Origin of the sequence: Sphaerisporangium siamense (genome assembly GCF_014205275.1) — a bacterium.
Classification (GTDB): Bacteria; Actinomycetota; Actinomycetes; order Streptosporangiales; family Streptosporangiaceae; genus Sphaerisporangium; species Sphaerisporangium siamense.
In genome coordinates this window covers 5,747,824-5,773,876 of the sequence record NZ_JACHND010000001.1, presented here as the reverse complement: position 1 = coordinate 5,773,876, position 26,053 = coordinate 5,747,824, and the positions used below count along the sequence as shown (strand labels likewise).

The window sequence follows — 26,053 nt, the reverse complement described above, 5'->3', positions numbered from 1 at the left end:
CGCCCCGGCACTTCGGCGGCGACCCGGGCGACATCACCATCTACGGCGCCTCGGCCGGCGGGTCCAGCGTGTGCGCCCAGACGGCATCCCCGGTCGCCAAGGGCCTGTTCCAGAAGGGCATCGCGATGAGCGGCGAGTACAACTCGCTGCGCGGCGTCAACACCACCTGGCAGGCCCAGGACTGCAAGTCCAGGCTGCCCACCCTGCAGGAGGCCGGCAAGGCCGGCGAGCGCTTCGCCGCGGCCCTCGGCTGCGAGGCGCAGGGCCGGGACGCCGACCGGCAGGTGGCGGCGTGCCTGCGGCGGATACCCGCCAAGACCCTGCTGGACAAGGCCGGCAACGGCATGGCCCCCGACCAGGGCACGCTCGGCCCGATCGTCGACGGCGAGATCCTCACCATGTCCCCCGCCGAGGCGTTCGAGAAGGGACGCGTCAACAAGGTGACCCTCATCCACGGCGTGGACCGCGACGAGACCCAGATGCGGGTGGCCGAGACCCCCGAGGAGTACGAGGCGCTGGTCAAGGAGCAGTACGGCCCGCTGGCGCGTGAGGTGTTCGAACGCTACCCGCTCAAGCGCTTCCCCGCCCCGGCGCCGTACGTGGCCTTCCGCACCATCCTGGCCGACTCCAACTCCGTCTGCCCCTCCCTGCTGAACAACGAGCGCCTGTCCCGGCACATCACGGTGTTCGGGTTCGTCAACGCCAACGCCGACGCGCCGCCGGCGTCGTTCGTGGACCAGAGCAAGCCCAACGGCGCCTTCCACGTCAACGAGAACCAGTTCCTGCAGTCCGCCATGACCAACGCCAGCGCCAACCAGCAGACGCTCGGCAACCAGCTCGTCGCGCAGTGGACCGGGTTCGCGCGCACGGGCGACCCGACGGTGGACGGCACGCCGTACTGGTCGAAGTACACCCGTTCCAACCCGGCCGTGATGTCCCTGGCGCCCGCGGGCGACAGCGTCATGACCACCGAGATCGCCAAGCAGCACAACTGCGGCTTCTGGAACAGGTACGCCCCGTTCGACTAGCCCCGCGACCGCACAGCCGAAGGGTGCGCCACCCGCCAGCCGGGTGGCGCACCCGTTCGGTTCGGACGTCCCCGAGGGTCGTCGCTCAGCGGCGACCCTGTCACAGGAACAGGTAGTGACGAGATCTGATTCAGGAAGTATGATTCGGTAGTCGCGTCTCGTGCATTACTGTTCGGGTCACAGGCGACCGAGTCGTGGGCGAAGGAGGAGGCCGTGGAGCTTTCCGGGGACATGATCCGCAACGGGACGGAGAACGGAGCGGAGCACAAGAGCTGGACCTTCCTCACCAACCACGCCCGGGTGCTGGTGGAGATCGCCCGCTCCCCGGACGCGCGGCTGCGCGACATCGCCGCCGGGATCGGTATCACCGAGCGTGCCGCCCAGGCCATCGTGACCGACCTGGAAGAGGCCGGCTACCTGACGCGCACCCGGGTCGGACGGCGCAACCACTACAGCGTCGACCCCAGCCGTCCGTTCCGCCACCCGGCGGAGGCCGACCATCGCGTCGCCGGGCTTCTGGCGATGTTCGCCAGCCACGACCAGGTCCGCTCGACGGACTCCGTCCCGTCGCACCACCGCGGAAAGGCCTGAGCCGATGAACCAGTCCCGGCGGGCGTTGGTACTGCTGGTCGTGGAGGACGACCCCGGCGATCAGCTGCTGATCCGCGAGGCCTTGGACCAGCACGCCCTGACCGCCGCCATCCAGGTCGTCGTGGTGGCGGACGGCGAGCAGGCCTTGGACTACCTGCATCGGAACGCGGCCTACGCCGACGCCTCGCGTCCCGACCTGGTCCTGCTCGATCTGAACCTGCCCAAATGCGACGGGCGCACGGTGCTCGGGCACATGAAATCCGACCCCTCCCTGCGCTCGATTCCCGTGGTCGTCCTCACCACCTCCGGCTTGGAGGAGGACATCGCCACCTCCTACCGGCTGCACGCCAACGCCTACGTCACCAAACCGGTCGACTTCACCGGCCTGACCGCCGCCGTCCAGCACATCAACGCGTTCTTCTCCCGCACCGCCCGTCTGCCCGGCCTGGACGTGCCGGCCGCCTGATCAGCCAAAGCGGAGTCTGTCGTGATGCCCTGCCCGGCCGCACCTGCCCCGTCGATCGACGCGATCCGTCTCGAGCTCACCCGCGCCGGCTACCTCGTCGGCGCGGCCACCGGCGCGATCGAGTGCGACGTACGCCTCCATGACGACCCGGTCCGCGGGGTGGTGGTGAGCTGGCAGACCGCCGCTCGCCTGCGCGCCCGCAACCCCGCCGCCCACCGGCTGGTACGGGAAGCGGTCCACCTGGCGCTGCTGACCGTCCTCACCGGCGCCGGCTACGCGGCCGTCCCGGACCGCGACACCGGCGAGATCCTCGTCACCTGCCCCGAGGGAGATCTCGCGCGGTCGGCGGCCTGACCACGGCCCGTCCGGGCGGCCGCACGCGCCGGTCCCGCAAGGGGCCCCGCCCGGTAAATCGCTGGAGCGGGTCACCGCGCGCCGCGTAGCCTGTCGCGGGTCGTGACGCCGGTGGCAGTGCCGGTCAGGTGCCGCGCGGGGTCCGCCGCGGGCATGAGCAGGGAGATCGGGACGTGGAGCACAACGGCTGGGTGGACGAGGGCTTCGGAGCGGTCGCGGAGGCGTTCGCCGCCGGCTTCGCCGACCCCGGTGAGCTGGGCGCGGCCGTCACCGTCTACGCCGGCGGGCGCAAGGTCGTGGAGCTGTGGGGCGGCGTCGCCGACGCGCGCACCGGCCGCCCGTGGGAGCAGGACACGATCGTCCCGGTCTTCTCCTGCGCCAAGGGCATCGTGAGCGTCTGCGCCCACCTGCTCGCCCAGCAGGGACGGCTGGACCTGGACGCCCCCGTGGCCCGCTACTGGCCGGAGTTCGCCGCCGCGGGCAAGGAGGCGATCACCACGCGCATGGTGCTCGGCCACCGCGCCGGACTGCCCGTGCTGGACCGCACGCTGTCCTTCGAGGAGGTGCCGGCCTGGACGCCCGTGGTGCGCGCCATCGAGGAGCAGCGCCCGCTGTGGGAGCCGGGCACGGCCTACGAGTACCACGCGCACGTCTTCGGCTTCCTGGTCGGCGAGGTGATCCGCCGGATCACCGGGCTCACCCCCGGCGCCTATTTCCGCCAGGCGTTCGGCGACGCGCTCGGGCTGCGGGCGTGGATCGGCCTGCCGGCGGAGGAGTCGGCACACCTGGCCCGGCTGTCCGAGGCCGAGGGACGCCCCCCGATGCCGCCCGCCGAGTCGCTGATCATGCGCATGGTGACGATGAACGGCGCCTTCGCCTTCCCCGGCCTTGAGGAGCCGCACGGGTGGAACGACCCGGCGCTGCTCGGCGCCGAGGTTCCCGGGGCGGGCGCGGTGGCCTCGGCGACCGGCCTGGCCGGGGTGTACGCCGCGGCCGTCACCGGCATCGATGGCACGGCGCCGCTGCTCACCCGCGACACCCTCACCGGCGCGCTCCGCGAACTCTCCTCCGGGACGACCTGGTCGGGCATGGACGCCGGCCAGCGCTGGGGCTCGGGCTTCCTGCTCGACTGCGCCTTCCGCCCCCTGCCGGGCGCGCGCGGCTTCGGCAACGACGGCGCCGGCGGCCAGTACGCCTTCGGCGACGACGAGTTCGGCCTCGGCTTCGCCTACGTCACCAACCGCATGATCGGCTACGGCGACCCCCGCGCCACCCGCCTGGTCGCGGCGGTACGCGCCTGCGTCACCGGCTGAGACGGTCCCCGGCGGGGTCACGTCGGTTCCGGTACGGACCGCGGGCCGCCGGGAAAGGGGCGCGCGCGGGCGGGGGGCGTTTTGCTAGCGTCCGCGGTATGAAGCGTGCCTGTGTGACGACGACGCCGAGGAGTGTCCCGGCGCGCTGACCACTGTTCTTTCCAAGCCCCGGGGCGAGCGCCCCGGGGCTTTGGCGTCCGGTCGCTCGCCCCGCCGTCCGCGAGGAGACCGCCATGCACGACCACCGCCGGCTCGGCCGCGAGCTGGAGCTGTTCGACACCGACCCGCTCATGGGCGCCGGGCTGCCGTACTGGCTGCCCGACGGCGCCATCGTCCGCCACACCCTGGAGGAGTACGTCCGCGACCTGGAACGCCGCGCCGGATACCGGCACGTGTACTCCCCCGTCCTCGCCAAACGCGAGCTTTACGAGATCTCCGGCCACTGGGCGCACTACGGCGAGGACATGTTCCCCCCGATGGCGATGGGCGGCGAACAGGTCGTGCTGCGCCCGAGCCTGTGCCCCCACCACGCCCTGATCTACCGCTCACGCGCCCGCGGCCACCGCGAGCTGCCCCTGCGCATCGCCGAACTGGGCGGCATGTACCGCGCCGAACCGTCGGGGGTGCTCGGCGGGCTCACCCGCGTGCGGGCGATCCAGCTCAACGACGCGCACATCTTCTGCACCCCCGGCCAGGTCGCCGCCGAGACCGCCGGAGCACTGGAGCTGATCGGCCACGCCCACGCCGCGATGGGCATCCGCCCCGCCCGCTACCGGCTGTCGCTTCCCGGGCCCGGCGGCAAGTACGTGGCCGGGGCCGGGATGTGGCGGCGGGCGGCGGCCGTGCTGACCGAGGTGCTCGACGGCCTCGGCCTGGCCTACGACGCCGTCGAAGGGGAGGCCGCCTTCTACGGCCCCAAGATCGACGTCCAGATCGCCGACCCGGCCGGACGCGAGGCCACCCTGTCCACCGTCCAGGCCGACTTCCACCAGCCCGAACGCTTCGACCTGCGCTACACCGGCCCCGACGGCGCCCGGCACCGGCCCGTGATGGTCCACCGCAGCGTCATCGGCAGCCTGGAGCGTGCCGTCGCCCACCTGCTGGAGGCACACGGCGGCGCCTTCCCCGCCTGGCTCGCCCCCACCCAGGTCGTCGTGCTGCCCATCTCGGACGCCGAACGGGAAGCCGCCGGGCGGCTGCTGGAACGCTGCCTGGACCAGGGACTGCGCGCGCGGATCTCCGGCCCGGATCGGGGCGGGCTCGCGGCACGGGTACGGCGCGAGCGGCTGGTGCCCTACCAGGCGGTGATCGGACCGCGGGAGGCCGCGGGCGAGGAGGTGGCCCTGCGCCTGCGCGACGGCCGCCGCCTGCCCGCCCGGCCGTGCGAGGAGATGCTCGCCCGCATCGCCCGGCTCGTCGGCACCCACACCACCAACCTGTGGGACATACCCGCCTGACCGGTACGCCGCCCATATCTCCCTGCCTGACCGGATGTCTCCGCCTATCCGGTACGCGGCCACTGACCGGTACGCCGCCCGGATCACCCTGCCTGAGCGGTACGCCCCGGCCGGTTACGTGAGGCCGGGGGTCAGTCGCCGCGTGAGCGGGGCACCACCAGCCCGGTCTCGTAGGCGGCCACCACCGCCTGGGTCCTGTCGCGCAGGCCCAGTTTGGCCAGGACGCGGCTGACGTGCGTCTTGACGGTCTCCTCGGTGACGGTCAGCCGGGCGGCGACCTCCGGGTTGGACAGGCCCTCGGCGACCAGTCGCAGCACCTCGGTCTCGCGTGGGGTCAGCGCCGACAGCGCCCCCGGGGACGAGGGACCCGTACCGGGGCGCAGGCGGGCGAACTCGCCGATCAGGCGGCGCGTGACCGCCGGGGCCAGCAGCGCCTCCCCTGCCGCGATGACGCGCACGGCGTCGAACAGCCGCTCGGCGGTGACGTCCTTGAGCAGGAAGCCGCTGGCTCCGGCGCGCAGCGCGTCGTAGACGTACTCGTCCAGGTCGAAGGTGGTCAGAATCAGCACGCGCGGCCCGCCGTCGCCCGCGGCGGCCAGACGGCGGGTGGCCTCGATGCCGTCCATCACCGGCATGCGCACGTCCATGAGCACCACGTCCGGCGCCACCTCCTCGCACACCCGCACCGCCTCGGCGCCGTCGGCAGCGGTCCCCGCCACCTCGAAGTCCGCCTGGGTGCCCAGCAGCCCAGCGAACCCGCTACGCACCACCGCATGGTCATCGGCCACCACGACCCGCACGACACGCGACACGCTCATCCCCCCACCCCCAGGATCGGCGCAGCGAACCCGACGTCGTTCATCGGCCCACCTCCCAGGCTTGGAGTCCCTGTGAGAGGTTCACCGGCTCCCTGTCCCGAATCCGCACTGCGGAGGCGACGTCCGTCACCCCTCCTGGTGTGGCGAGGTGCGGGAGGCTCATGAGGTTCATCTGGGTTCTGCGCCTGTGGACGTTCACCGGCGGCCTTCCGGGGTCCGCGCGGCAAGTGGCACGTCCATCGGCCGTCCATCTGTGTTGTGACGGGGTGCGGGAGGTCCACCGGATCCTTCCGCCGCTCCGCGCGGCGGACTCGACGTTCATCGGTCAGTTCTCCCCGTCCGCGGGGAGGCGGGCCTCGATCAGGAAGCCGCCGCCGGTGGCGGGGCCGGCGTGCAGGTCGCCGCCTACGGCCGCTGCGCGTTCGCGCATGCCCGCAAGGCCGTGCCCTGGCCCGGGCGTCGAAGGGCCGGGGCCATTGTCGCGGACGCGTAGCCGCAGGTCTTGGGCGGTGTAGTGCAGTTCGACGTCGACGTCGACGGCGGCGCCGGGCGCGTGTCGCCGGGCGTTGGTCAGGGCCTCCTGGACGATGCGGTAGGCCGCCAGTTCGACCCCGGGGTCCAGCGGGATGGCCGGGCCGCGCAGGATGAGCCGCGTCGCCGACCCCGACGCCGCGCGGGCGCTATCGACGAGCTCGTTGAGTTCGCCCAGCCGAAGCCCCGGCTGAGGGCGCCGCTCAGCCCCGCCGGCGTCGCCCTTGGCGTCCTCGCGCAGCACGCCGAGCAGGCGCCGCATCTCGGTCAGCGCCGCCCGGGCCGTGTCGCCGATGGCCGACAGCCGCTCGGCCCCGGCCGCGGGCATGCCAGGGGTGGTCAGCCGGGCGGTCTCGGCCTGTACGGCCACCATGGAGATGTGGTGGGCCACCACGTCGTGCAGCTCGCGGGCGATGCGGGCGCGCTCGCCGCGTGCGGTGTGCTCCAGCAGACTCTCGGCGGCGACCTGCCGGGCGGCGGTGTCGCGCCGCGCCTGGCCGTGCGCACGCCGGGCGATCCCGGCCAGCGCCGCGGCCGGGGCCAGCGAGGCCAGCAGCACCGTCAGCACGCCGGCCTCACCGTCCGGCGTGCCCACGAGGGCCAGCAGCGGGAACGGCGCCGCCAGCGCCAGGGCGAGCCCACCCCGGCCGCCGTACCCACCTCGGCCGTACCCACCCCGGCCGGCGCACCTACCCCGGCCGGCGCGCCCGCCCGGGCTGCCGTTTCCGGCTCGGCCGCCCTGGCCGGCTCGGCCGCCCTGGCCGGCTCGGCCGCCCTGGCCGGCTCGGCCGCCCTGGCCGGCTCGGCCGCTTTGTCTACCTCGGCCGCCGTGCCCGTCCGGGCTGCCGTACCCGAGCCGGTACCCGGCCACGAGCTGCGCGGCCAGGCCGGCCACCGTCAACGTGTGGAAAGCGGTCAAGGACAGCACGACCGCCACCGTGACCACCACGCCCGCCGCGGCCCGCTGCGCCCACAGCAGTGCGACCGGCAGCGTGGTGGCCAGCGCGAGCAGGCAGAGCACCACCAGGAGCGACACATCACGCGGCTCGGCCGGCGGCGCGATCACCGGGACCGGCCCGCCGGCGGGCACGCTGACGGTGTGGTGGAAGCGCGGCAGCCCGCCACGGGCGCGGAAGACCGCCTCGGCGAGCGCGAGTACGGCCGACACCACCCCGGCCGCGACCACCGCGGGCGTCCCCGCCGTGACCCGTGCCAGGACCCGAACCCGTCCTGGGGCCACCCGCACCCGTGCCAGGGCGGCCCGCACCCGTGCCAGGGCGGCCCGCACCCGTGCCAGGGCGGCCCGCACCCGTCCGGCGCGCCGTCCGCCGTTCGCGCCGGTCATCGCGGCGGGCCCGCGGGCATCCGTCGTGGGGCGGCTTTCGCGGCGAGCGGGCGGGCATCCGGCCGAAGGCTGTGGCGCATGCGGAGGGCCGGCCGCAGGGCGGTCATCGCGGCGCGCGGGCGGGGCGCGTGGTGTCCGGTGGGCTGGGCGTGCGGTCGATCCACGCAGGTCATTGTCCCGGACCGCGCAGCCGTCCGGCATCCCTCGTGGGAGGGATGCCCCTCCCTCGGGCCCGTGACGGCGAAGATCGCTCGGCGCCGTGACGCCCCCGCGTGCCGCCGCGGCCTAGCCTGCCGGGCATGGAAGCGAGCATCGAAGTCACCGGGCTGCGCAAGCGGTTCGGTCGTACCCTCGCGCTGGACGGGATGACCTTCACCGTGGCCCCCGGGCGGGTCACCGGCTTCGTCGGCCCCAACGGCGCGGGAAAGTCCACCACGATGCGGGTGATCCTCGGCCTGGACGCCGCCGACGAGGGCACCGCGCTGGTGGGCGGACGCCCCTACGCCACCTTGTCCACCCCGCTCGCGCACGTCGGCGCGCTGCTGGACGCCGACGCGCTGCAGCCCGGCCGCACCGGCCGCAACCACCTGCTGTGGCTGGCGCACTCCCAGGGGCTCGGCGCCGGCCGGGTGGACCAGGTGATCGAACTGGTCGGGCTCGGCGCCGCGGCCCGGCGCAAGGCGGGCGGCTACTCCCTGGGCATGCGGCAGCGGCTCGGCATCGCCGCCGCGCTGCTGGGCGACCCGCCGGTGCTCATGCTGGACGAGCCGTTCAACGGCCTGGACCCCGAGGGCATCGTGTGGATGCGCGGCCTGCTGCGCTCGCTGGCCGCCGAAGGCCGCGCGGTGCTGGTGTCCAGCCACCTGATGAGCGAACTGGAGGACACCGCCGGGCACCTGGTGGTGGCCGGCGCGGGCCGGGTGGTCGCCGACGCCGGGGTGGCCGAGCTCATCGCGGCGGCCTCCGGCGGCCGGGTCGGCGTGCGCACCACGGCACGGCCGGAGGCGATGGCCGCGCTGGCCGCCGCGGGCGCCACCGTGGCCGCCACCGGCCCCGACGCCCTGACCGTCTCGGGCCTTGCGGCCGAGCGGGTCGTGGAGCTGCTCGGCACGGCGGCGGTGCCGTTCTCGGAGGTCGCCGCGCACCGGGCGACGCTGGAGGAGGCGTACATGGAGCTGACCCGCGACGCGGTGGAGTTCCGCGCCGCCCCCCACCCGGAGCCGACCCGATGACCCCTTCCGTCCCCCCGAGCCCTGGTCCATCGAGCCAGTCCCCTTCTGGTCCCCCAAACCCGTCCCCTTCCGTCCCTCCGAACCCTGGCGCCCCTACCCAGTCCCCTTCTGACACCCCGGCCTCGCCCTCTTCCGCTCCCCTGGGCCCACCCCCTTCCGTTCCATCCGTGGTTCCCCCTTCTGCGTCTCCTCCGTCTCCTCCGTCCCCTTCTGCGGCCTCTGCCGCGCGCCCGGCCGTCCCCGTACCGGCCGGTCCGCGTGCCGACCGTTTCAGCCGCCTGTTGCGCGCCGAGTTCACCAAGCTGCGCACCGTGCGCGGCTGGATGCTCGGCCTGGCCGTCATGGCGGTGCTCATCCCGCTGCTCGGCCTGACGTTCGCCGCGGGCAGCCGCAGTTCCTGCAGCCAGGGGCCGGTCGAGGTGCCGTGCCCCATCCCCCCGCGCGGACCCGGCGGGGAAGCGGTGCGCGACAAGCTGTACCTGGTGCACCGCCCGCTGACCGGCGACGGTTCCGTCACCGCCCGCGTCACCGCGATGAGCGGCCTCATCACCTACCCCCCGCCCGACCACGACGAGATCGTCCCCGGCCTGGTGCCGTGGGCCAAGGCCGGCGTGATCGTCAAGGACGGCACCCGGCCGGGCTCCTCCTACGCCGCCGTCATGGTCACCGCTGCCCATGGCACCCGCATGCAGTACGACTTCCTCCACGACGTGGCCGGACGGCCGGGCGGCGTCTCCCCCGCCGCGCCGCGCTGGCTGCGGCTGACCCGCTCGGGCGACACGCTCACCGGCCAGGAGTCGCCCGACGGCCGCGCCTGGACCACCGTGGGCACCGCGCGCCTGCCGGGCCTGCCGGCCACCGTCCAGGCCGGGTTCTTCGTCACCTCCCCCAGCGACCTGACGGTGGAGCGCGGCGAGCTCGGCGGGCTGGTCACCCAGGCGCGGCTGGCCACGGCCACCGCCGTGTTCGACCACGTCACCCACTCCGGGGCGCCCGGCGCCTGGCGGCGTGCCGACATCGGCGCCTCTCCCGGCGAGGGACCCGGCGGCATCCATCACCCGGGCGAGGCCCGCGAGACCGGCGGGGTGTTCACGGTGACCGGCAACGGCGACATCGCGCCGCTCGGCGGCGACGAGGGCCTGCCGGTCGAGCGGACGCTGGCCGGCGCGCTGCCCGCGCTGGTCCCGGCCATCGTGGTCGCGGTGCTGTTCGTCACCGCCGAGTACCGGCGCGGGCTGATCCGCACCACGCTGACCGCGAACCCGCGGCGGGGACGTGTGCTGGCGGCCAAGGCCGTGGTGGCCGCCGCGGCGACCTTCGCCGTCACGCTGGCCGCCGCCGCGGTGACGCTGCCGGTGGCCGCGCGGCTGCTGGAGGCGGGCGGCACCTTCGTGCTGCCGGTCCCGGCGCTCACCGGGCTGCGCGTGGCGGCCGGGCTGGCGGCGCTGGCCGCCGCCGCGGCGGTGCTCGCCGTGGCGCTGGGCGCCCTGCTGCGGCGCGGCGCCGCGGCCGTCATCACCGTGATCGGCGTGCTGGTGCTGCCGTACGTGCTGGCCACCGCCTCGGTGCTGCCGCTCGGCCTGGCGCGGTGGCTGCTGTGCCTGACCCCCGCGGCAGGGTTCGCCGTCCAGCAGAGCATTCCCGAGTACGCGCAGGTGACCGGCTACTACGCGCCGCAGAGCGGCTACTTCCCGCTGCCCCCGTGGGCGGGTCTCGCGGTGACCTGCGGGTACGCCGCGCTCGCGCTGGCCTTGGCGATCATTACGCTGCGGCGGAGGGACGTGTGAGGGGCGCCCTGCACGGCGAGTGGACCAAGCTGCGCACCCTGGCCGGCCCGGCGTGGCTGTCGGCCGCCGCGGCCCTGCTCACCGTCGCCGTGGGCGCGGTGCTGGCCGCGACGGTGACCTGTTCCTACGGCCGCTGCGGCGAGGACGCGGTCAAGCTGACTTTCGGCGGGGTCCAGGCGGGCCAGGTGTTCGCCGTCCTGCTCGCCGTCGGGGCCGTCTGCGGCGAGTACGGCACCGGCATGATCCGCGCCACGCTGGCCGCGACGCCGCGCCGCGGCGTCCTGCTGGCGGCCAAGGCCCTGCCGGTGGCCGGGCTGACGCTCGCCGCCGGGACCGCCGCGGTGCTCGGCTGCGCGCTGGCCGGGCGGCTGCTTCTGCCGGGACGCGGGTACCCGGCCCTGTCCCTGGCCGACGGGGCCACCCTGCGCGCGGCCGCCGGGACGGTGCTGTACCTGGTGCTGGTGGCGCTGCTCGCCCTCGGCGTCGGCGCCGCGGTGCGGGAGGCGGCCCTGTCCGCCGGGGTCGTGCTCGGCCTGCTCTACCTGCTGCCGCTGGCGGCCACGCTGGTCTCCGACCAGGACCTGCGGCGCACGCTGTGGAGCCTCACCCCGATGAACGCCGGGCTCGCCGTCCAGGCCACCCGGGGGCTGGACACCCTGCCGCTCGGCCCCTGGGCGGGGCTCGGCGTGCTGGCCTGCTGGAGCGGCGCGGCCCTGCTGGTGGCCTATCTGCTGCTGCGCCGGCGCGACGCCTGAGGGGCGGCCCGGCTACGGCATCGGGGGGCGCCGGTTCAAGATGCGCTGGAACAGCAGGCAGTCACGCCAGGCGCCGTCGATGTGCAGGTAGTCGGGGGCGGCGCCGATCCGCGAGAAGCCGCACTTGCCGAGCACGCGCTGGGAGGCGGCGTTGTCCACCAGCGTGCTGGCCTCCAGCCGGTGCAGGCCCAGGTATTCATCGGCGGTCCGGCACACCAGGCGGACCGCCGTGGTGGCCAGGCCGCGGCCGTTGTGCTCGGCGTCGATCCAGTAGCCCAGGCTGGCGCTGCGGAAGGGGCCGAGCACGATGGTGGCCAGGGTCATGGTGCCGACGATCCGCTCGCCCCGGGCCAGCACCAGCGGCAGCGCCCGGCCGGCGGCCCGCTGCGCCAGCCGGTCCGCCACGAACGCCTGCTGGCCCTCCAGGGTGAAGAAGTCCTCGCCGCGCCGCGGCTCCCAGGGCCGCAGATGCTCCCGGTTACGCACATACGCCTGCCGCAACGCCTCGGCGTCGCCCTGCGTCAGCGAACGCAACTCGATCTCATCAGTAACAGGAACGACAGGAACCACCATTCAGGACATCCTAGAGCCGTTCTCCCCGCACGGCCGGTCCCCGGCGCGGCGCGCCGGACGCGCGGGGCGCATGTCGACTTGGGCCCTTGCAGCGTCTGACAGGGGAGGCTACAATCCGAAACTATTAGTAAAGTTTACTAAAGATTAAGCTGGGTACAGGGGCGCCACCCTGCCTCTTCACCCTATGTGAGGCCGCTCCACCACGCTCACCCGCGCTGAGGCGGCCTCGCGGTGCGACCGGCAGGCCGCGCGGTGCCGAACACGGCACGGCAACGCCCGACGGTGCATGCAACCCGGCCCGTGGCCCCCTCTCGCCTGCGAGCAGGACGGTCGCGGGCGAGCCATAGGCACACTCCACCCCCCACCCCCTGGAAGTGTCACGTGAGATTCCGTGTACTCATCCTCGCGCTCCTCGCCGTCTTCATGACGGGCGTGAGCGTGCCGGCGCTGGCCCAGGCCGGCGCCGCACGGCAGGCGAACGTCCAGGCCGCCGCGGCCGCATGGGCTCCCTACACCGCCTACACCGCCGGCACCGTCGTCAGCTACAACGGCGTCGACTACCAGTGCCTGCAGAGCCACACCTCGCTGCCCGGCTGGGAGCCGTCCAACGTGCCGGCTCTGTGGAAGGTCTCCACCGGCACCCCCGGCGACACCACGCCGCCCTCGGTCCCGGCCAACCTGCGCGCCACCGGCACCACCGCCAACAGCGTCTCGCTGGCGTGGGACGCCTCCACCGACAACGTCGGCGTCACCGGCTACGAGGTCTACCGCGGCACGACCCTGGTCACCACCGCGACCGGCACCAGCTACACCGACTCGGGCCTGACCGCCTCCACCAGCTACACCTACACCGTGCGCGCCCGTGACGCCGCCGGCAACCGCTCGGCCGCCAGTTCCCCGGTCACCGCCACCACCGGCGGCGGCAACGGCGCCCCCGGCCAGCCCGGCGCCGCCTCCGCCACCACGACCAACACCAGCATCACGCTGACCTGGGGCGCCGCCAGCGGCACCGTGACCGGCTACCGCGTCTACGAGGGCGCCACCCAGCGCGCCCAGGTCACCACGACCACCACCACCATCTCCGGCCTCGGCACCTGCGAGGCCCACAACTACACGATCAAGGCCTACAACTCCGTCGGCGAGTCGGCGGGCCGCGACGTCAGCGCCACCACCACCGGCTGCACCAACCCCAACCCGAGCAAGCTCCCCGGCGCCCCGTACCTGTACATGGGCTGGGGCAACCCGCCGAACCCGGGCACCGTCATGGACGCGACCGGCGTGAAGTCCTTCACGATGGCCTTCATCCTGGCGCAGGGCGGCTGCACCCCGGCTTGGGACGGCCAGCGCCCGCTGACCGGCGGCACCGACGCCTCGGCGATCAACACGATCAAGTCCAAGGGCGGCAGCGTCGAGATCTCCTTCGGTGGCTGGAGCGGTAACAAGCTCGGCCCGAACTGCTCCACCCCGCAGGCCTTCGCCCAGGCGGTGCAGCAGGTCATCAACGCCCACGGCCCGACCGTGGTCGACTTCGACATCGAGAACACCGACGAGTTCGAGAACTACACCGTCCAGGACCGCATCCTCAACGGCCTGAAGATCGTGCGCCAGAACAACCCGAACGTCAAGATCGTCGTCACCATCCCGACGTTCAAGTCCGGCCTGAGCGCCGCGGGCATCCGCCTGGTCAACCAGGCCAAGGCCCTGGGCACGCCGATCGACAACTACACGATCATGCCGTTCAACTTCAGCGGCACCGACATGTACCAGGACACCGTCAACGCCTCCGAGGGCCTGAAGAGCTCCCTGAAGAGCGCGTTCGGCTGGAGCGACGCCGAGGCCTACGCCCACATGGGCATCTCGGGCATGAACGGCAAGTCCGACCAGGGCGAGACCACCACCCCGGCCCAGTGGACCCAGATCCGCGACTGGGCCAAGGCCAAGGGCCTCACCCGGTTCTCCTTCTGGGCCACCAACCGCGACCGGGTCAACGGTGGCGGCGTGCCGCAGGCCGAGTGGGAGTTCACCCGGATCACCGCCGGCTTCTGACCGCCGGGCACCACTGCGACACCATGACACCGTGACACCACGGTGACGAAGGGGGCGGGTCTCCACCCGCCCCCTTCTCGCGCGCCCGGACGACCCTACGCTCGCCCGAGGGCCGAGTCGTCCCGAGCCTCGAGATTCACCTGAAAAGAGCCGCAGCGCCATGCCGCCCAAACCTATGCCCAGGCGGATGAGCGTCAGGAACCTGTCAGCGGGCCGTACGCCGCTGACCTGGGCATTTCCGGGGGGTGAGGCTCTGCCCGGCGCCGACGAGGGTGACCTGGGCAGGGCCTTCCGGCGCGGTGGCGGCGGCCGTGCACACGATCTGCTCGACGGCCAGTGGGGACAACTCACCGGCCGGAAGGGACACGGTCACCACCAAGCGGCCGGCCGGCATGACGGTCACCGAGAACGGGCCGGCCTCGGACGGCACTTCGGTGGTGAACCCCTGCTCCCGTTCCATCACCGAGGGCCCCGCCGCCAGCAGCGCGAGCATGTCCTCCCGGAACACCGGCCGGCCACTGGGCCGCGTCACCACGCCGACCCGGCCCCTCTTCACCAGGTAGAGGGTGATGCCCATGTCCAGCGCGACGGCTCCGCTCGGCGGGTCGCCGGCCTCGATGGCGCCGCTGGGCTGCACGCCGCAGCCGGCCACGGCGGCGAGCGACACAAGGCCCGCGGCCAGCACCCGGCGGGCGAACCCCATCCTCACTCAGGACCTCCCTCTGAATCAGGTGCCCGGCGTGGCAGGCGCAGCGTGAACACGGCGCCGCCGTCCGGGGCGTTGGTGACGGTGAGGTCGCCTTGGTGCAGGCGCGCGTTCTCCCGCGCGATGGCCAGGCCGAGGCCGCTGCCCTCGGACCTGGCCCTGGCCGCGCTGGCCTTGTAGAACCGGTCGAACACGTGCGGCAGCACCGCCTCCTCCAGCCCCGGCCCGTGGTCGCGGACCTCCACGGCGATCCACCGCGGGTCGGCGTCCAGCCGCACCGACACCGGAGGCTCGCCGTGCCGCAGGGCGTTGCCGACCAGGTTCGCCAGGATGACGTCCACGCGGCGCGGGTCCAGCCGTGCCGTCACCGCGGACGCGAGCTCGGTGTGCACCCGCTCCGACCAGCCCCGCGTACGCAGGGTCGCGCGCACCAGCTCGGCCACGTCGACGTCGTTCAGCGCCAGGGCCGCGACGCCGGAGTCGAACCTGCTGATCTCGATGAGGTCGTTCACCAGCCCGGTGAGGTTGAGCGTCTCCTGGCTCACCAGCCTGGCGGCCCTGCCGGCGGGCTCGGGCAGCCGGGCCGCCTCCTCGTCCAGGACGTCGGCGACCGCGGCGAGCGCGGCCAGCGGGGTGCGCAGCTCATGCGACACATCGGCCACGAACCGGCGGGCGTCGGCCTCCATCTCGCGCAGCTGCGCGACGTGCCGCTCCAGCTCCGCGGCGGTGTTGTTGAACGTGTGCGCCACCTCGGCCAGCTCATCGGAGCCGCGGACCGCGACCCTGGTCCGCATCTCACCCTCGCCCAGCAGGCGTGCCGCCCGCCCGAGCTCGCGCACCGGGCGCAGCACCCCTTGGGTGGCCAGCGACGCCAGGACGACCGCGAACATCAGGGCCGCGCCGCCGATGAGCCAGGCGGACACGGCGAGCTCGTCGATGCTGTGCTGCTCGGGGCTCAGGTCGCGCGCGACGTAGACCTCGATACCGGACACCCGCACCGGCCGATCCCCCTCGACGATCAGCAACGGCGTACCGATGACCAGGATGGGCTCGCCCTGCCACACCACGCGCTGCCAGGCCATCCCGCCGCCGGCCACCTTCCGCCGCAACTCCTCGGGAATCATCCCGGGTTGCAGATACGGCGCGCCCCCGCCCGGCCGCCAATGCCCCGGCGCCCGCCTGACCGGCGAGTGCGCCTCACGGTACACGGCGACCGCGGAACTGTACTGGTCGGCCACCACGCGGGCGATGTCCTCAAGCTCGGCCGGGCCCGGCGCCGGATTCCGCAAGGGGTAGAGCCCCTGCAAGCGGCTCCTCATCGCCTCCACCGCGGCATCCTGGGTCCGCTGCAGGATGGCGGTACGGGCCTGGGTATAGCTCCAACCGGCCACCGCCGCCGCCGTGACCACACACAGCAGCGCGAACGCGAACAACAGCCGGGCACGCAGCCCCAGGCTCGGCCGGGGTGTCACCGGCGGCTCACACCGGCCCGAACCGGTACCCGAACCCACGCACCGTCTGCACGTAGACCGGCGCCGCCGAATCGTCCTCGATCTTCGCGCGCAACCGCTGCACGCACGCGTCCACCAGACGCGAATCGCCGAAATACCCGTGCTCCCACACCGACTCCAGCAACTGCTGGCGGCTGTGCACCCGGCCCGGCGTCCCGGACAACTCCAGCAGCAGGCGCAACTCGGTCGGGGTGAGACCGACCGGCACGCCGCGCTTGACGACCACCAACCCCGCCCGATCGATGGTCAGATCCCCGTGCCCCTCCAGCTCCGCCTGATCCCGCCCGATCCGCCGCAGCACCGCGCGAATACGCGCCTCAAGCACCCGGGGCTGCACCGGCTTGACCACGTAGTCGTCGGCACCCGCCTCCAACCCCGCCACCACGTCGATGTCGTCACCGCGCGCGGTCAGCATGATGATCGGCACCTCCCGGGCGGCCCGGATACGGCGGCACACCTCGAACCCATCCATACCAGGCAACATCAGATCGAGCACGACGACGTCGGGAAGGTCCACGCGCAGCCGCTCCAGCCCCTGCTCACCGGACTCCACCGCGCGCACCCGATGCCCATGCATGGTCAACGCCAGCTCAAGCCCCTCCCGCACGGCCGCATCATCCTCGATCAACAACACCCGCGACACGCTGCCGAGCTTCACAGCACGCTCCGTAACTCGCCCACCGGTCAACCCCACCCACTGTCGACCGGCCATGTCCCCGCCCCGTCCGCGCCATGTCATGGTTGTGTCACGGTCGCCCCGGCCGCGGCCGCCGTCGACGAACGGTGACATACGGCGGACAACGCGCGCACATTCGGCGCCAATCGTAGTTCGGCATGAACGAACCACGCACCATCCCACCGCGGCCCCGAGACCGGCTGTACGCCGCGGCCACCCTCGTACTCGCCGTGCTCCTGCTGCCCGCGGCACTCGCCCGCCGACCCGGCCACGCCCGCGAACTGGCCTGCCGCTGGGCGTTACGCATCCGATTCCCCGCCGAAGATCTCACCGGCCTCACCGACGGCGCCCTGGCGGCGTTCACCGCGGCACGCACCGAGGCGCTCTGGCGCCACCGCCAGCTCATCGGCCTCACCTCGGGATACCGCGCCCCCATCGTCCAGCAACAGATGTTCGACCAGGAGGTACGCCGCCGCGGCTCCCCGGCCCTGGCACGCATGCTCGTGCTACCGCCGACGGAATCCCCCCACGTCAAAGGCATCGCACTGGACGTACGCCCCCACGAAGGCGCGCGCTGGCTCGAACAACACGGCGCCCGCTACGACCTCTACCGCATCTACGACAACGAGTGGTGGCACTTCGAACACCGCCCGGACAGCGGCGGCAGGCCACCACGACGACGACCCCACCCCGGCGCAGCCTGAGCGGAATCGACCGGACGCGGAGAGAGGCCAGGGGTATGTCACCGAGGATCGACGACAATTCCGGATCGCTGGAACGGTGCCTGCGAGCAGCACGCGAAACGGCCTTCGTGGGGCGGGAGGAAGAGCTCGCGGTGTTCAACGCCGCGTTATACGGCGACGGCCGCAGCGTGCTGTACGTGCACGGTCCCGGCGGCATCGGCAAGACGACCCTGCTACGGCGGTTCGCTCACGCGGCCGCGGCGGCGGGGCGGCCGGCGTCGATGCTCGACGGGCGCACGTGGCAGCCCTCGCCGGCGGCGTACGAAGCCGAGCCGGTGCTGCGCGACGCGGACGCGGTGCTGCTGGTCGACAACTTCGAGCAGAGCTCGGAGGACTGGCTTCGCGAGCGGTTCCTCCCGCGGGCACCCCTGGGGGCGCTGGTGGTGATCGCGGGGCGAAACCCGCCGGACATGCGGTGGCGCGCCGATCCGGGATGGGCGGGAGTCCTGGAGGTGCTGCCGCTGCACGACCTACGGGCCGCGGACGCGCGGGCCCTGCTGGACTCCCGCGGGGTGCCGGCCGAGTCACGCGAGCCGCTGCTGGCCTTCGCCGGCGGTCATCCGCTGGCACTGCTGCTGGGAGCGGCCGCGGCGGCGAAGGACGGCGCGACCGGCCGCCGGTGGACGCCGAACCAGGACGTGGTGGCCACGTTGCTGGACCAACTGGTCGGCGAGCCGCCGACGGCGGCGCATCGACATGCGCTGGAGATCTGCGCGCACGCGTACAGGACGACGGAAGACCTGCTGCGCGCGACCGTGCCCGAGGACGCCGGGAGCCTGTTCCAGTGGTTGCGGCGGCTGCCGTTCGTGAAGCCGAGCAGTCTCGGGCTGTCTCCGCATGACCTGGTGCGGCAGGTGCTGGAAGCGGACCTGCGATGGCGGGACCCCGAGCGGTACGCGGCGATGCACGACCACATCCACACCCACCTGGTAGAGAAGGCGCGCACGGCGAGCGACACGGACGTGCCCGGCGCGGTGGCGGCACTGCTCTACCTGCACCGCGACCGCGACGCGCCCGCCGACATCCACGGCCAGGACCAGTTCCAGGAGGAGCCGCTACGGGAGGAGCACCTCGGAACGCTGCTGCGGATGGCGACGGCGGCAGGGGGCACGAAGGGCGCCGCCTGCGCCGCCTTCTGGGCGGAACGCCGGCCGCAGGCGTTCCGGCTGTACCGGCGGACCGGAACCGGCGAGCCCGTGGCCTTCTCCGCGTGGTTACGGTTGGCGGAACTCGACGAGGAGGAGCTGACGGCCGATCCCCTCGTGGCCAAGGCGTGGGCACACGCGCGTGCCACCACACCGTTGCGCGCCGGCGAACACCTGGCCGTCAGCCGGCTGTGGGCACCGCCGCCGTATCGCGGAAACGCGCCGGTGATGGACCTGATCCAGTGGCGAGCGATCGCCAACTGCCTACGGTCCGAGCGGATCGCATGGTCATACATCGAGATACCGCACCCGAACCACCCATGGACCGACCGTTTACGGCATCACGGGATGCGTGACATCTCCGAACAGCCGCAGCCGGGAGACGACGCCTACACCCTGGCCGTTCACGACTGGCGCGCGGTCCCGGCGCAGGCATGGCTGGAGCGGATGAACCAGCCGCCCGCCGGCGGCCCGAGTGCCGCGACGGCGAAACTCGCTGTACTGCCCCAGGCGAAATTCGCCGAAGCGGTACGCAAGGCGCTACGCCAGATGCCGCGGCCCGACGCGCTGGCCGCCTCCCCCCTGACGCGCACCAGGCTGATCGCCGAACGGGCCGGGCAGAACCCGGCCACGGCACTGGCCGACCTGCTCCGCCAGGCGATCGACGACCTGCGCGAGGATCCACGCTCGGTCAAGTTCCACCGCGCGCTGTCGATCACCTTCCTCCACGGCACACCCACCCAGGAACTGGCCGCGCAACGACTCGACCTCCCTTTCACCACCTACCGCCGCCACCTGACGGCCGGCATCGAACGGGTCTGCGCCGACCTGTGGCACCGGGAGCTGTACGGCGCCAACACACCGGCCCACCGATCCACCTGACCCGCCACCCCGTGCCGGCGCGGCGGCGGCGAACACGACCGAAGGCGCGTCAGTCGGCGAGCGCGAAGCCGGCCGCCGCCTCCGCGTGCAGCCGAGCGCTCGGCAGCACCGGGACGGCGCTGTCCTTCCCACTGATCAACAGCTCGATCTCCGTACACCCGAGAACGACGCCCTCGGCGCCCTCGGCCGCCAGATCATCGATGATCCGCGCGTACGCGTCCCTGGACGACTCCCGCAGCACCCCGCGCACCAGCTCATCGAAGATCACACGATGCACCAGTTCCCGCTGCTCACGCCGCGGAACGACCACCTCCAACCCGTGAGCGGCCAGCCGCTCCCGGTAGAACGGCTGCTCCATGGTGAAGCGAGTACCCAGCAGACCGACCTTGCGCATCCCCCTGGCCTTGATCGCGGCGCCCAAAGCGTCGGCGATGTGCAACACGGGCACGCTCACCGCCCGCTCCACATCGCCGCTGACCCGGTTGAAGGTGTTGCTGCAGATGAGCAGAAGATCGGCGCCGAGATCCTCCAGTCTCCTGCCCGCACCGGCCAGCAACCTACTCACCTCCTCCCAGCGGTCGGCGAAGATGAGCTCCTCGACGGTCGTGTAGTCGACCGACCAGATGAGGCTGTTGGCCGAATGGCTGCCGCCGAGTCGCTCACGGACCCGCTGATTGATGATCTGGTAGTAGATCACCGTCGATTCCCAGCTCAACCCGCCGATGAGACCGATAGTACGCATGGAACTCCGTTTCCCCAGCTCGTGCCGGCAGGCGAGACGCAGCGCCTGCTCATTCAGCAGACCAAAAGCCGTCCAGCCGTCCCGGCCCTCCGGCGGCCGGCCGGTGAAACCGGCTCCGCGACGGCTCCGCAACCCCGTTCGGCGCGGGCCCTCCGCTTCGCTCAGCTCGGCGGCGCTGCCAGCGCACGGGCACAGGCGCCGAGCCCGACCTCGCTGGAGGCCTTGACGAACACCACGTCTCCCGGTTCGACAAGCGCGCCGGCCAGCCTGACGGCCCCGGCCACATCCTCGGCCACGTGGACGGCCACGCCCGCGTTCGAGGACTCCGCCGCCTCCACCATCGCGAGCGGATCCCCCGCCCCCACCGCGATCAGCACGTCGAAGCCGAGGCCGGCGACGAGCCGGCCCACCTCCGCGTGCCGGGCGCGGGAAGCGTCCGCCTGCTGCCCCATCGCGCCGAGCACCGCGACGGTACGACGGGCACCGGCCAGCGCCTTCACCGCCCGCAACCCGGCCCGCATCGATTCAGGACTGGCGTTGTAGGCGTCATCGACGACAGTGACGCCGTCAGACCGCTCAACGACCTCCAACCGGCCCCCCGAGCGCCGCCGAGCGGCGTTCAGCCCGTCGGCGATCTCGGCGACGCCCAGACCGAGCACGGCGGCGACGGCCGCGGCGGCCAGGGCGTTGCCCACCTGATGCTCGCCGATGAGGTCGAGCTCCACCGGAGCCCGCCCGGAGGGCGTCACCAACACGAACCCGGGCCGCGCCCGGCCGTCCACCCGCACATCCTCGGCCCGCACCTGCGCCTCCGCCGACCCACCGAACAACACGACCCGCGCCCTGGTACGACCGGCCATGCCCCTGACATACGGATCATCGGCGTTCAGCACCGCGAACCCATCCGCCCCGAGTGCCGCGACCAGCTCGCCCTTGGCCTCGGCCACATCGGCCGGCCCGCCCCCCATACGCTCCACATGCGCGGTGCCGACATTGAGCACCAGCCCGACCTGGGGCGGCGCCAGCCCCGTCAGGTACGTCAGGTCCCCCTTCCGGCCCGCACCCATCTCCAGCACCAGGTACCGGGTGGCGGCATCGGCACGCAGCACGGTGAGCGGCAACCCCAGCTCGTTGTTGAACGACTTGTCGGTGGCCACCGTCGCGGCGTGCCGCTCCAGCACCTGCGCCAGCAGATCCTTGGTCGTGGTCTTCCCCACCGAACCGGTCAAGCCGACCACCGTCGGGCTGAGGCGTTCGAGCACATGCCTGGCCAACCGGCCGAGCGCGAGCTGAACATCCCCGACCACCAGGGCGGGCACCCCGACCGGCCGCGAGGCCAGCACGGCCACGGCGCCACCCGCGACGGCACCCGCCGCGTAGTCGTGACCGTCGACCCGGGCGCCCACCGTCGCGGCGAACAGCCCACCAGGCACCACCTCACGCGAGTCGACCGCCGCCGGCGCCGTCACCAGCACCCGCGGGTCACGCACGCCATACAGGCTCGCGCCGACGACCTGCGCGATCTCATCCAGCGTCATAGAGATCATGAACCACTCCTGGCGAACGCGAGGTCGATCAAACGGCGCAACAGGACCGGGTACGGGACACCGCTCGCGGCCCAGGCCCTGGCATAGACGGAACGGGACGTGAACCCGGGCATGGTGTTGATCTCCAGCACGTACAGCCGTCCCGCCTCCTCCTCATAGAGGAAGTCGACACGGGACAAGCCGTAGCCGCCGACCGCCCGGAAAGCGCGCAGAGACAGCTCGCGCACCTCCTCGACCACCCGCTCCGGCAGCACCGCGGGGATGACGGCGATCTCAGCCTGACTGAGGTACTTGGCCTCATAGTCCAGCCAGTCACCCGGCACGATCAGCTCACCGGGCACCGAAGCATCCGGAGCGTCATAGCCGCCGAGCACGCCACAGATGACCTCACGCGCCGACACGCCCTGCTCCACGACGACCACCCGGTCGTAGGCCAGCGCCAGATCAACACCCGCGCGCAACTCCTCCATGGAGGTGACACGGGAGATGCCGATAGAGGAGCCCATATTGGCCGGTTTTACGTACATCGGCCAGTCGAGCGACTTCACCAAACCCCACTGATCGATGGCAATGCGCCATTCATGCTCGGTGAACCACACCTGCGGCGTGACCGGAAGATCCTCCGCCAGAAAGGCACGCCGCATCGCGACCTTGTTCATCGCCACCGCAGAGGCCAGAACACCGCAGCCCACGTACGGAATACCCAGCGTCTCCAGATACCCCTGCACGACGCCGTCCTCACCGAACGGCCCATGCAACACAGGGAACACCACGTCCGCCCAATCCCGTCGCAGCTCCACCGGCCACCTGCCCCGCCGATCGATGACGACGGCCACAGGCTCGTACAAATCCTTCGGCAGAGCGTCGACCACAGCCCGCGCCGACTGCAACGACACCTCATGCTCAGCGGACGGCCCACCCCCCAACACAGCCACCCGCACACGTTCAGCCACGACAAATCAGCCTTCCTCAGTGGCACGAAGACAACACCGCCAACCACGCGGCATTCGCTCCCCGCAGAACCAACCCACCGAGTGTCGACTCTCCGCCTATCCACCCCCCAGTCCATTCACTGTCCAGTCCCTGGCCAAGCCCACCCGCGGCGTCACCGCCGACCACGACGCCGCCGCACCCGGCCGACCTCCGGCACCGCCCAAGCCGTCAACCGCTGAGCCGTTCCCTCACCCGCCCGCCACCAGGTCGGCGAACGCCCGCGCCGCCACACCCGAACTGAACAACCGATCCAGGCGCGCCCTCGCCAACTGACGGCGGAACTCACCCGCCACCCGCACATCCCCCGCGTCGTGCGTCATCTCCGTCAACCACCGCGAGAACTCCTGGTAATTCCACACCCGCCGCAGACACACCGCCGAATACGCCGCCAACCCCTCGCCATCCCCCTCACGCACCGCCGCCCGCAACGCACGCGCCAGCACATCCGCGTCACCGATCGCGAGATTCATCCCCTTACCCCCCATCGGCGTGACGATATGCGCCGCATCCCCCACCAGAAAAAGCCTGCCGAACCGCATCGGATCCACCACGAAACTCCGCATCTCCACCACGGCCATCTCCGTGATCCGCCCCGCCGGCAACCCCGAATCCCCCAGACGCGCCCGCAACTGCGCCCAGATCCGCTCCTCACCCCAATCCCCCACCCCATCCTCCGGCGCACACTGCAAATAGAACCGGCTCGCCATCGGCCCCCGCGGGAAATGCGCCGCGAACCCCTCCGACGCCACCGCCATCAACGGACGACGCGGCGGCGGCACATCCGCCAGCACCGTCAACCAGCCGATCCCATGATCATGCGAATACGTCGTCAGCGCCCCCGCCGGCACACTCGCCCGGCTCACCCCATGATGACCATCACACCCCGCCACATACACGCACCCGATCTCCCGCACCACCCCCTCGGCGTCCCGGTACGACACCCACGGCGCATCCCCGTCCAACCCGTGCAACGCCACCTCCGCCGCGTCGAACCGCAGATCCCCACCCCCCTCCTCGAACGACCCGATCAACCGCCGCACCAGCATCTGCTGGGGAATCAAACGGCCCGTCCTCCCACCCGACAACTCGGCGAAGTCCAGGAAACGCGGCTCCCCGTCGACCCGGATCTCCAGCCCCCCGTCCCCCGGCACACCCGCCAGCACACCGTCCGCCAGCCCCCACTCCTCGAAGATCTGCGCCCCGGCGTGATCGAGCACCCCCGCCCGCTGCCGCTCCTCCACATACGCCCGGCCCCGCCGCTCCAGCACCACGCACTCCACACCCGCCCGCAGCAGCAGGTTCCCCAACGTCAGCCCCGCCGGCCCGGCTCCCACGATCACGACCGCCGTGCTCTCCCGACCACCCACCATGTCCACTCCCTTGGCCGAATACCCGCTCACCGTGAGGCCCCGATCCGCGATTCCATCCGCAGGCGCCCGAAAACGAAATCACGCCACCGTCGATAATGCGGCACAGACGGCGAATCGCGCACGCCCCCGCAGTGGCGGGGTTTTTGGTTGTTTTTGTATGTGTATGCTTCAGCCAACCTCCTTTACAATGTAGATTCACAGAGACAGGTCGCGGCCGAGTTCTTGTCATGAAGCTCCCATCGCCCGACCTCTGGCCGGGCGCCACCCCGATCGGCCGGTACCGGCCATGAGCGGTACCGGCCGATCGGGGTGGTTGTGCAAGCCGGCCACCGCTATCGAGGAGGGCCGGGACCTGTCCTCGATGAGCGGCCTCCTGGCCGACACCCCTACCGTCTGCTGCCGGACTGACGGCGGGGGTGGTCGGCGGCTAGCTCAGATGCCGGGTGAAGAACCGGGCCGCGGCCTCCCCCGCGAACTGCGGGACGCCGGTGTGCCCGCCCATATTGGCGTTCAACGTCTTCTCCTTGGAACCGAAGGCGTCGAACAGGTCCAGGGCCAGCTGCCGGTCGTTCCCTTCGTCGTCCCACTGCAGCAGGACGTGCAGCGGAATGGTCACCTGGCGGGCCTCCTCGAACATGACACGAGGCACGAAACTCCCGGCGAACAGAACCGCGGCCGCTACGCGCGGCTCGACCACCGCCAGCCGGACGCCGATGGCGATCACTCCCCCCGAGTACCCGATCGGGCCGCCGATCTCGGGCAGCGAAAGAAGGGCGTCCAGGGTGGTCTGCCATTCCGGGACCGCCTTTTCGACCAGAGGGAGGACGAGCCGGTCGACGATGTCTTCGCTGACCGGCTCCCCCGCCTCCAACGCCCGGCGCAGGTCGGCGCGAGCCTGCTCGGCGGCGGCGGAACGAGGCCGGTCACCGCCTCCGGGGAGTTCGATGGTGGCCGAGGCGAAGCCCTCCGCCGCGGAGTGCCGGGCCCGGCCCACCAGCCGGGGGTACATCTTGTTCAGTCCGCCGGGGTGGCCGAGAAGGATCAGCGGCGCCGGCGCGGATGCGGATGCGGATCCGGGCGTCCACAGGATGCCGGGAATCTCGCCGAGGGTGAATTCGCGTTCGAGGACGCCGTCGTCGAGGCGCTGCTCGGAGGTGAATCGCATGGTCATGCCTTTCGGGAGTGCTCTTGAACGGCGCTCCCGGACGACCTACCGCCCGACCGTGACCCCCAAGGGGAGCACCCATGTCGATACTGCGTTCACGGATACCACCTCCTCGTTCTCTGGCACGGCCTCCGGAAAAGTAGCAGTGATCGGCCTGGTCCGCCAACGGGTTTTTCGCCAGGCTCCGCGGCCGGATGCCCTGGAGCCGTCGGGCGGGCTGAGCGACCAGGACGGCACCCTGGGCATCCAGATCACCGGCCCGTGAATTGACGCATGC

General features: G+C 72.4%; 23 protein-coding genes and 1 pseudogene. 13 read left to right on the top strand and 11 right to left on the bottom strand.

Going from position 1 to position 26,053, the window contains the following annotated elements; translation table 11 throughout:
• Nucleotides 1–20 precede the first annotated feature (20 nt).
• From BJ982_RS26600 to thrS, 6 genes and pseudogenes are all read left to right on the top strand, one after another.
• Nucleotides 21–1,028 (top strand): annotated as a pseudogene (locus tag BJ982_RS26600) (carboxylesterase family protein); the annotation flags it as partial.
• A 213-nt stretch (nucleotides 1,029–1,241) separates the two neighbouring features.
• Entirely contained in the window at nucleotides 1,242–1,619 is a 378-nt protein-coding gene (locus tag BJ982_RS26595; RefSeq protein ID WP_239122627.1) for a helix-turn-helix transcriptional regulator, read from the top strand.
• Nucleotides 1,620–1,623: 4 nt separating this feature from the next.
• Nucleotides 1,624–2,085 carry a response regulator gene (locus BJ982_RS26590; protein WP_184884443.1) on the top strand — a complete coding sequence of 154 codons (462 nt, stop codon included), beginning with the start codon at nucleotides 1,624–1,626 and terminating at the stop codon, nucleotides 2,083–2,085.
• A 21-nt stretch (nucleotides 2,086–2,106) separates the two neighbouring features.
• A complete protein-coding gene (locus BJ982_RS26585; RefSeq protein WP_184884441.1) occupies nucleotides 2,107–2,439 on the top strand; it encodes a hypothetical protein in 333 nt (110 codons plus the stop codon).
• 173 nt (nucleotides 2,440–2,612) lie between these two features.
• A complete protein-coding gene (locus BJ982_RS26580; protein ID WP_184884439.1) occupies nucleotides 2,613–3,752 on the top strand; it encodes a serine hydrolase domain-containing protein in 1,140 nt (379 codons plus the stop codon).
• 152 nt (nucleotides 3,753–3,904) lie between these two features.
• Nucleotides 3,905–5,209 (top strand): threonine--tRNA ligase, encoded by a 1,305-nt coding sequence (gene thrS, locus BJ982_RS26575; RefSeq protein ID WP_275411657.1) that lies wholly within the window; start codon nucleotides 3,905–3,907, stop codon nucleotides 5,207–5,209.
• A gap of 131 nt (nucleotides 5,210–5,340) precedes the next feature.
• On the opposite strand, the gene BJ982_RS26570 is transcribed toward thrS, so the two are convergent.
• Together BJ982_RS26570 and BJ982_RS26565 are read right to left on the bottom strand one after the other, a co-directional pair.
• The gene (locus BJ982_RS26570) at nucleotides 5,341–6,027 is read right to left on the bottom strand and encodes a response regulator (RefSeq protein ID WP_184884435.1); all 687 of its coding nucleotides are present in this window, start codon (nucleotides 6,025–6,027) and stop codon (nucleotides 5,341–5,343) included.
• A 325-nt stretch (nucleotides 6,028–6,352) separates the two neighbouring features.
• On the bottom strand, nucleotides 6,353–7,903 hold the full coding sequence (locus BJ982_RS26565) for a sensor histidine kinase (protein WP_239122626.1): 1,551 nt from the start codon (nucleotides 7,901–7,903) through the stop codon (nucleotides 6,353–6,355).
• Nucleotides 7,904–8,202: 299 nt separating this feature from the next.
• Between BJ982_RS26565 and BJ982_RS26560 the strand changes: the two genes are divergently transcribed.
• The 3 genes from BJ982_RS26560 to BJ982_RS26550 all read left to right on the top strand — a co-directional run bounded on the left by BJ982_RS26560 (nucleotide 8,203) and on the right by BJ982_RS26550 (nucleotide 11,677).
• The gene (locus BJ982_RS26560; RefSeq protein WP_184884433.1) at nucleotides 8,203–9,135 is read left to right on the top strand and encodes an ABC transporter ATP-binding protein; all 933 of its coding nucleotides are present in this window, start codon (nucleotides 8,203–8,205) and stop codon (nucleotides 9,133–9,135) included.
• 281 nt (nucleotides 9,136–9,416) lie between these two features.
• A complete protein-coding gene (locus tag BJ982_RS26555; protein ID WP_239122625.1) occupies nucleotides 9,417–10,922 on the top strand; it encodes an ABC transporter permease subunit in 1,506 nt (501 codons plus the stop codon).
• Nucleotides 10,919–11,677 (top strand): ABC transporter permease subunit, encoded by a 759-nt coding sequence (locus BJ982_RS26550; protein WP_184884431.1) that lies wholly within the window; start codon nucleotides 10,919–10,921, stop codon nucleotides 11,675–11,677. Before BJ982_RS26555 ends, BJ982_RS26550 begins: the two co-directional genes overlap by 4 nt.
• A gap of 12 nt (nucleotides 11,678–11,689) precedes the next feature.
• On the opposite strand, the gene BJ982_RS26545 is transcribed toward BJ982_RS26550, so the two are convergent.
• Nucleotides 11,690–12,250 (bottom strand): GNAT family N-acetyltransferase, encoded by a 561-nt coding sequence (locus BJ982_RS26545; protein ID WP_184884428.1) that lies wholly within the window; start codon nucleotides 12,248–12,250, stop codon nucleotides 11,690–11,692.
• Nucleotides 12,251–12,631: 381 nt separating this feature from the next.
• Between BJ982_RS26545 and BJ982_RS26540 the strand changes: the two genes are divergently transcribed.
• On the top strand, nucleotides 12,632–14,296 hold the full coding sequence (locus BJ982_RS26540; protein WP_239122624.1) for a carbohydrate-binding protein: 1,665 nt from the start codon (nucleotides 12,632–12,634) through the stop codon (nucleotides 14,294–14,296).
• 205 nt (nucleotides 14,297–14,501) lie between these two features.
• On the opposite strand, the gene BJ982_RS26535 is transcribed toward BJ982_RS26540, so the two are convergent.
• Genes BJ982_RS26535 through BJ982_RS26525 form a run of 3 tightly spaced genes read right to left on the bottom strand, consistent with a single transcriptional unit; the run spans nucleotide 14,502 to nucleotide 17,156 of the window.
• Nucleotides 14,502–15,005: a hypothetical protein gene (locus tag BJ982_RS26535; protein WP_203958796.1), complete on the bottom strand. Its 504-nt coding sequence runs from the start codon at nucleotides 15,003–15,005 to the stop codon at nucleotides 14,502–14,504.
• Complete coding sequence (locus BJ982_RS26530) at nucleotides 15,002–16,474, bottom strand: ATP-binding protein (protein ID WP_184884426.1); 1,473 nt, start codon at nucleotides 16,472–16,474, stop codon at nucleotides 15,002–15,004. The genes BJ982_RS26535 and BJ982_RS26530 overlap by 4 nt, the downstream gene beginning before the upstream one ends.
• Nucleotides 16,475–16,481: 7 nt before the next feature.
• Nucleotides 16,482–17,156 carry a response regulator gene (locus tag BJ982_RS26525; RefSeq protein WP_184889352.1) on the bottom strand — a complete coding sequence of 225 codons (675 nt, stop codon included), beginning with the start codon at nucleotides 17,154–17,156 and terminating at the stop codon, nucleotides 16,482–16,484.
• A 191-nt stretch (nucleotides 17,157–17,347) separates the two neighbouring features.
• Between BJ982_RS26525 and vanY-N the strand changes: the two genes are divergently transcribed.
• Together vanY-N and BJ982_RS26515 are read left to right on the top strand one after the other, a co-directional pair.
• On the top strand, nucleotides 17,348–17,893 hold the full coding sequence (gene vanY-N, locus BJ982_RS26520) for a D,D-peptidase/D,D-carboxypeptidase VanY-N (protein ID WP_184884424.1): 546 nt from the start codon (nucleotides 17,348–17,350) through the stop codon (nucleotides 17,891–17,893).
• A gap of 107 nt (nucleotides 17,894–18,000) precedes the next feature.
• Nucleotides 18,001–19,959, top strand: coding sequence for a MalT transcriptional regulator family protein (locus BJ982_RS26515; RefSeq protein WP_184884422.1), 1,959 nt, complete (start codon nucleotides 18,001–18,003; stop codon nucleotides 19,957–19,959).
• A 49-nt stretch (nucleotides 19,960–20,008) separates the two neighbouring features.
• Here the strand turns inward: BJ982_RS26515 and BJ982_RS26510 are convergent, their stop codons facing one another.
• From BJ982_RS26510 to BJ982_RS26490, 5 genes are all read right to left on the bottom strand, one after another.
• A complete protein-coding gene (locus BJ982_RS26510) occupies nucleotides 20,009–20,701 on the bottom strand; it encodes an aspartate/glutamate racemase family protein (protein WP_184884420.1) in 693 nt (230 codons plus the stop codon).
• 161 nt (nucleotides 20,702–20,862) lie between these two features.
• Nucleotides 20,863–22,248: a UDP-N-acetylmuramoyl-tripeptide--D-alanyl-D-alanine ligase gene (locus tag BJ982_RS26505; protein WP_184884418.1), complete on the bottom strand. Its 1,386-nt coding sequence runs from the start codon at nucleotides 22,246–22,248 to the stop codon at nucleotides 20,863–20,865.
• Complete coding sequence (locus BJ982_RS26500) at nucleotides 22,245–23,201, bottom strand: D-alanine--D-alanine ligase family protein (RefSeq protein ID WP_184884415.1); 957 nt, start codon at nucleotides 23,199–23,201, stop codon at nucleotides 22,245–22,247. Before BJ982_RS26500 ends, BJ982_RS26505 begins: the two co-directional genes overlap by 4 nt.
• Before the next feature lie 228 nt (nucleotides 23,202–23,429).
• Nucleotides 23,430–24,611 (bottom strand): 4-hydroxybenzoate 3-monooxygenase, encoded by a 1,182-nt coding sequence (locus BJ982_RS26495; protein WP_184884413.1) that lies wholly within the window; start codon nucleotides 24,609–24,611, stop codon nucleotides 23,430–23,432.
• Nucleotides 24,612–25,038: 427 nt separating this feature from the next.
• On the bottom strand, nucleotides 25,039–25,776 hold the full coding sequence (locus BJ982_RS26490) for a dienelactone hydrolase family protein (RefSeq protein ID WP_184884411.1): 738 nt from the start codon (nucleotides 25,774–25,776) through the stop codon (nucleotides 25,039–25,041).
• Between BJ982_RS26490 and BJ982_RS26485 the strand changes: the two genes are divergently transcribed.
• Nucleotides 25,775–26,041 carry a hypothetical protein gene (locus BJ982_RS26485; protein WP_184884409.1) on the top strand — a complete coding sequence of 89 codons (267 nt, stop codon included), beginning with the start codon at nucleotides 25,775–25,777 and terminating at the stop codon, nucleotides 26,039–26,041. The genes BJ982_RS26490 and BJ982_RS26485 overlap by 2 nt on opposite strands.
• Nucleotides 26,042–26,053: the final 12 nt, after the last annotated feature.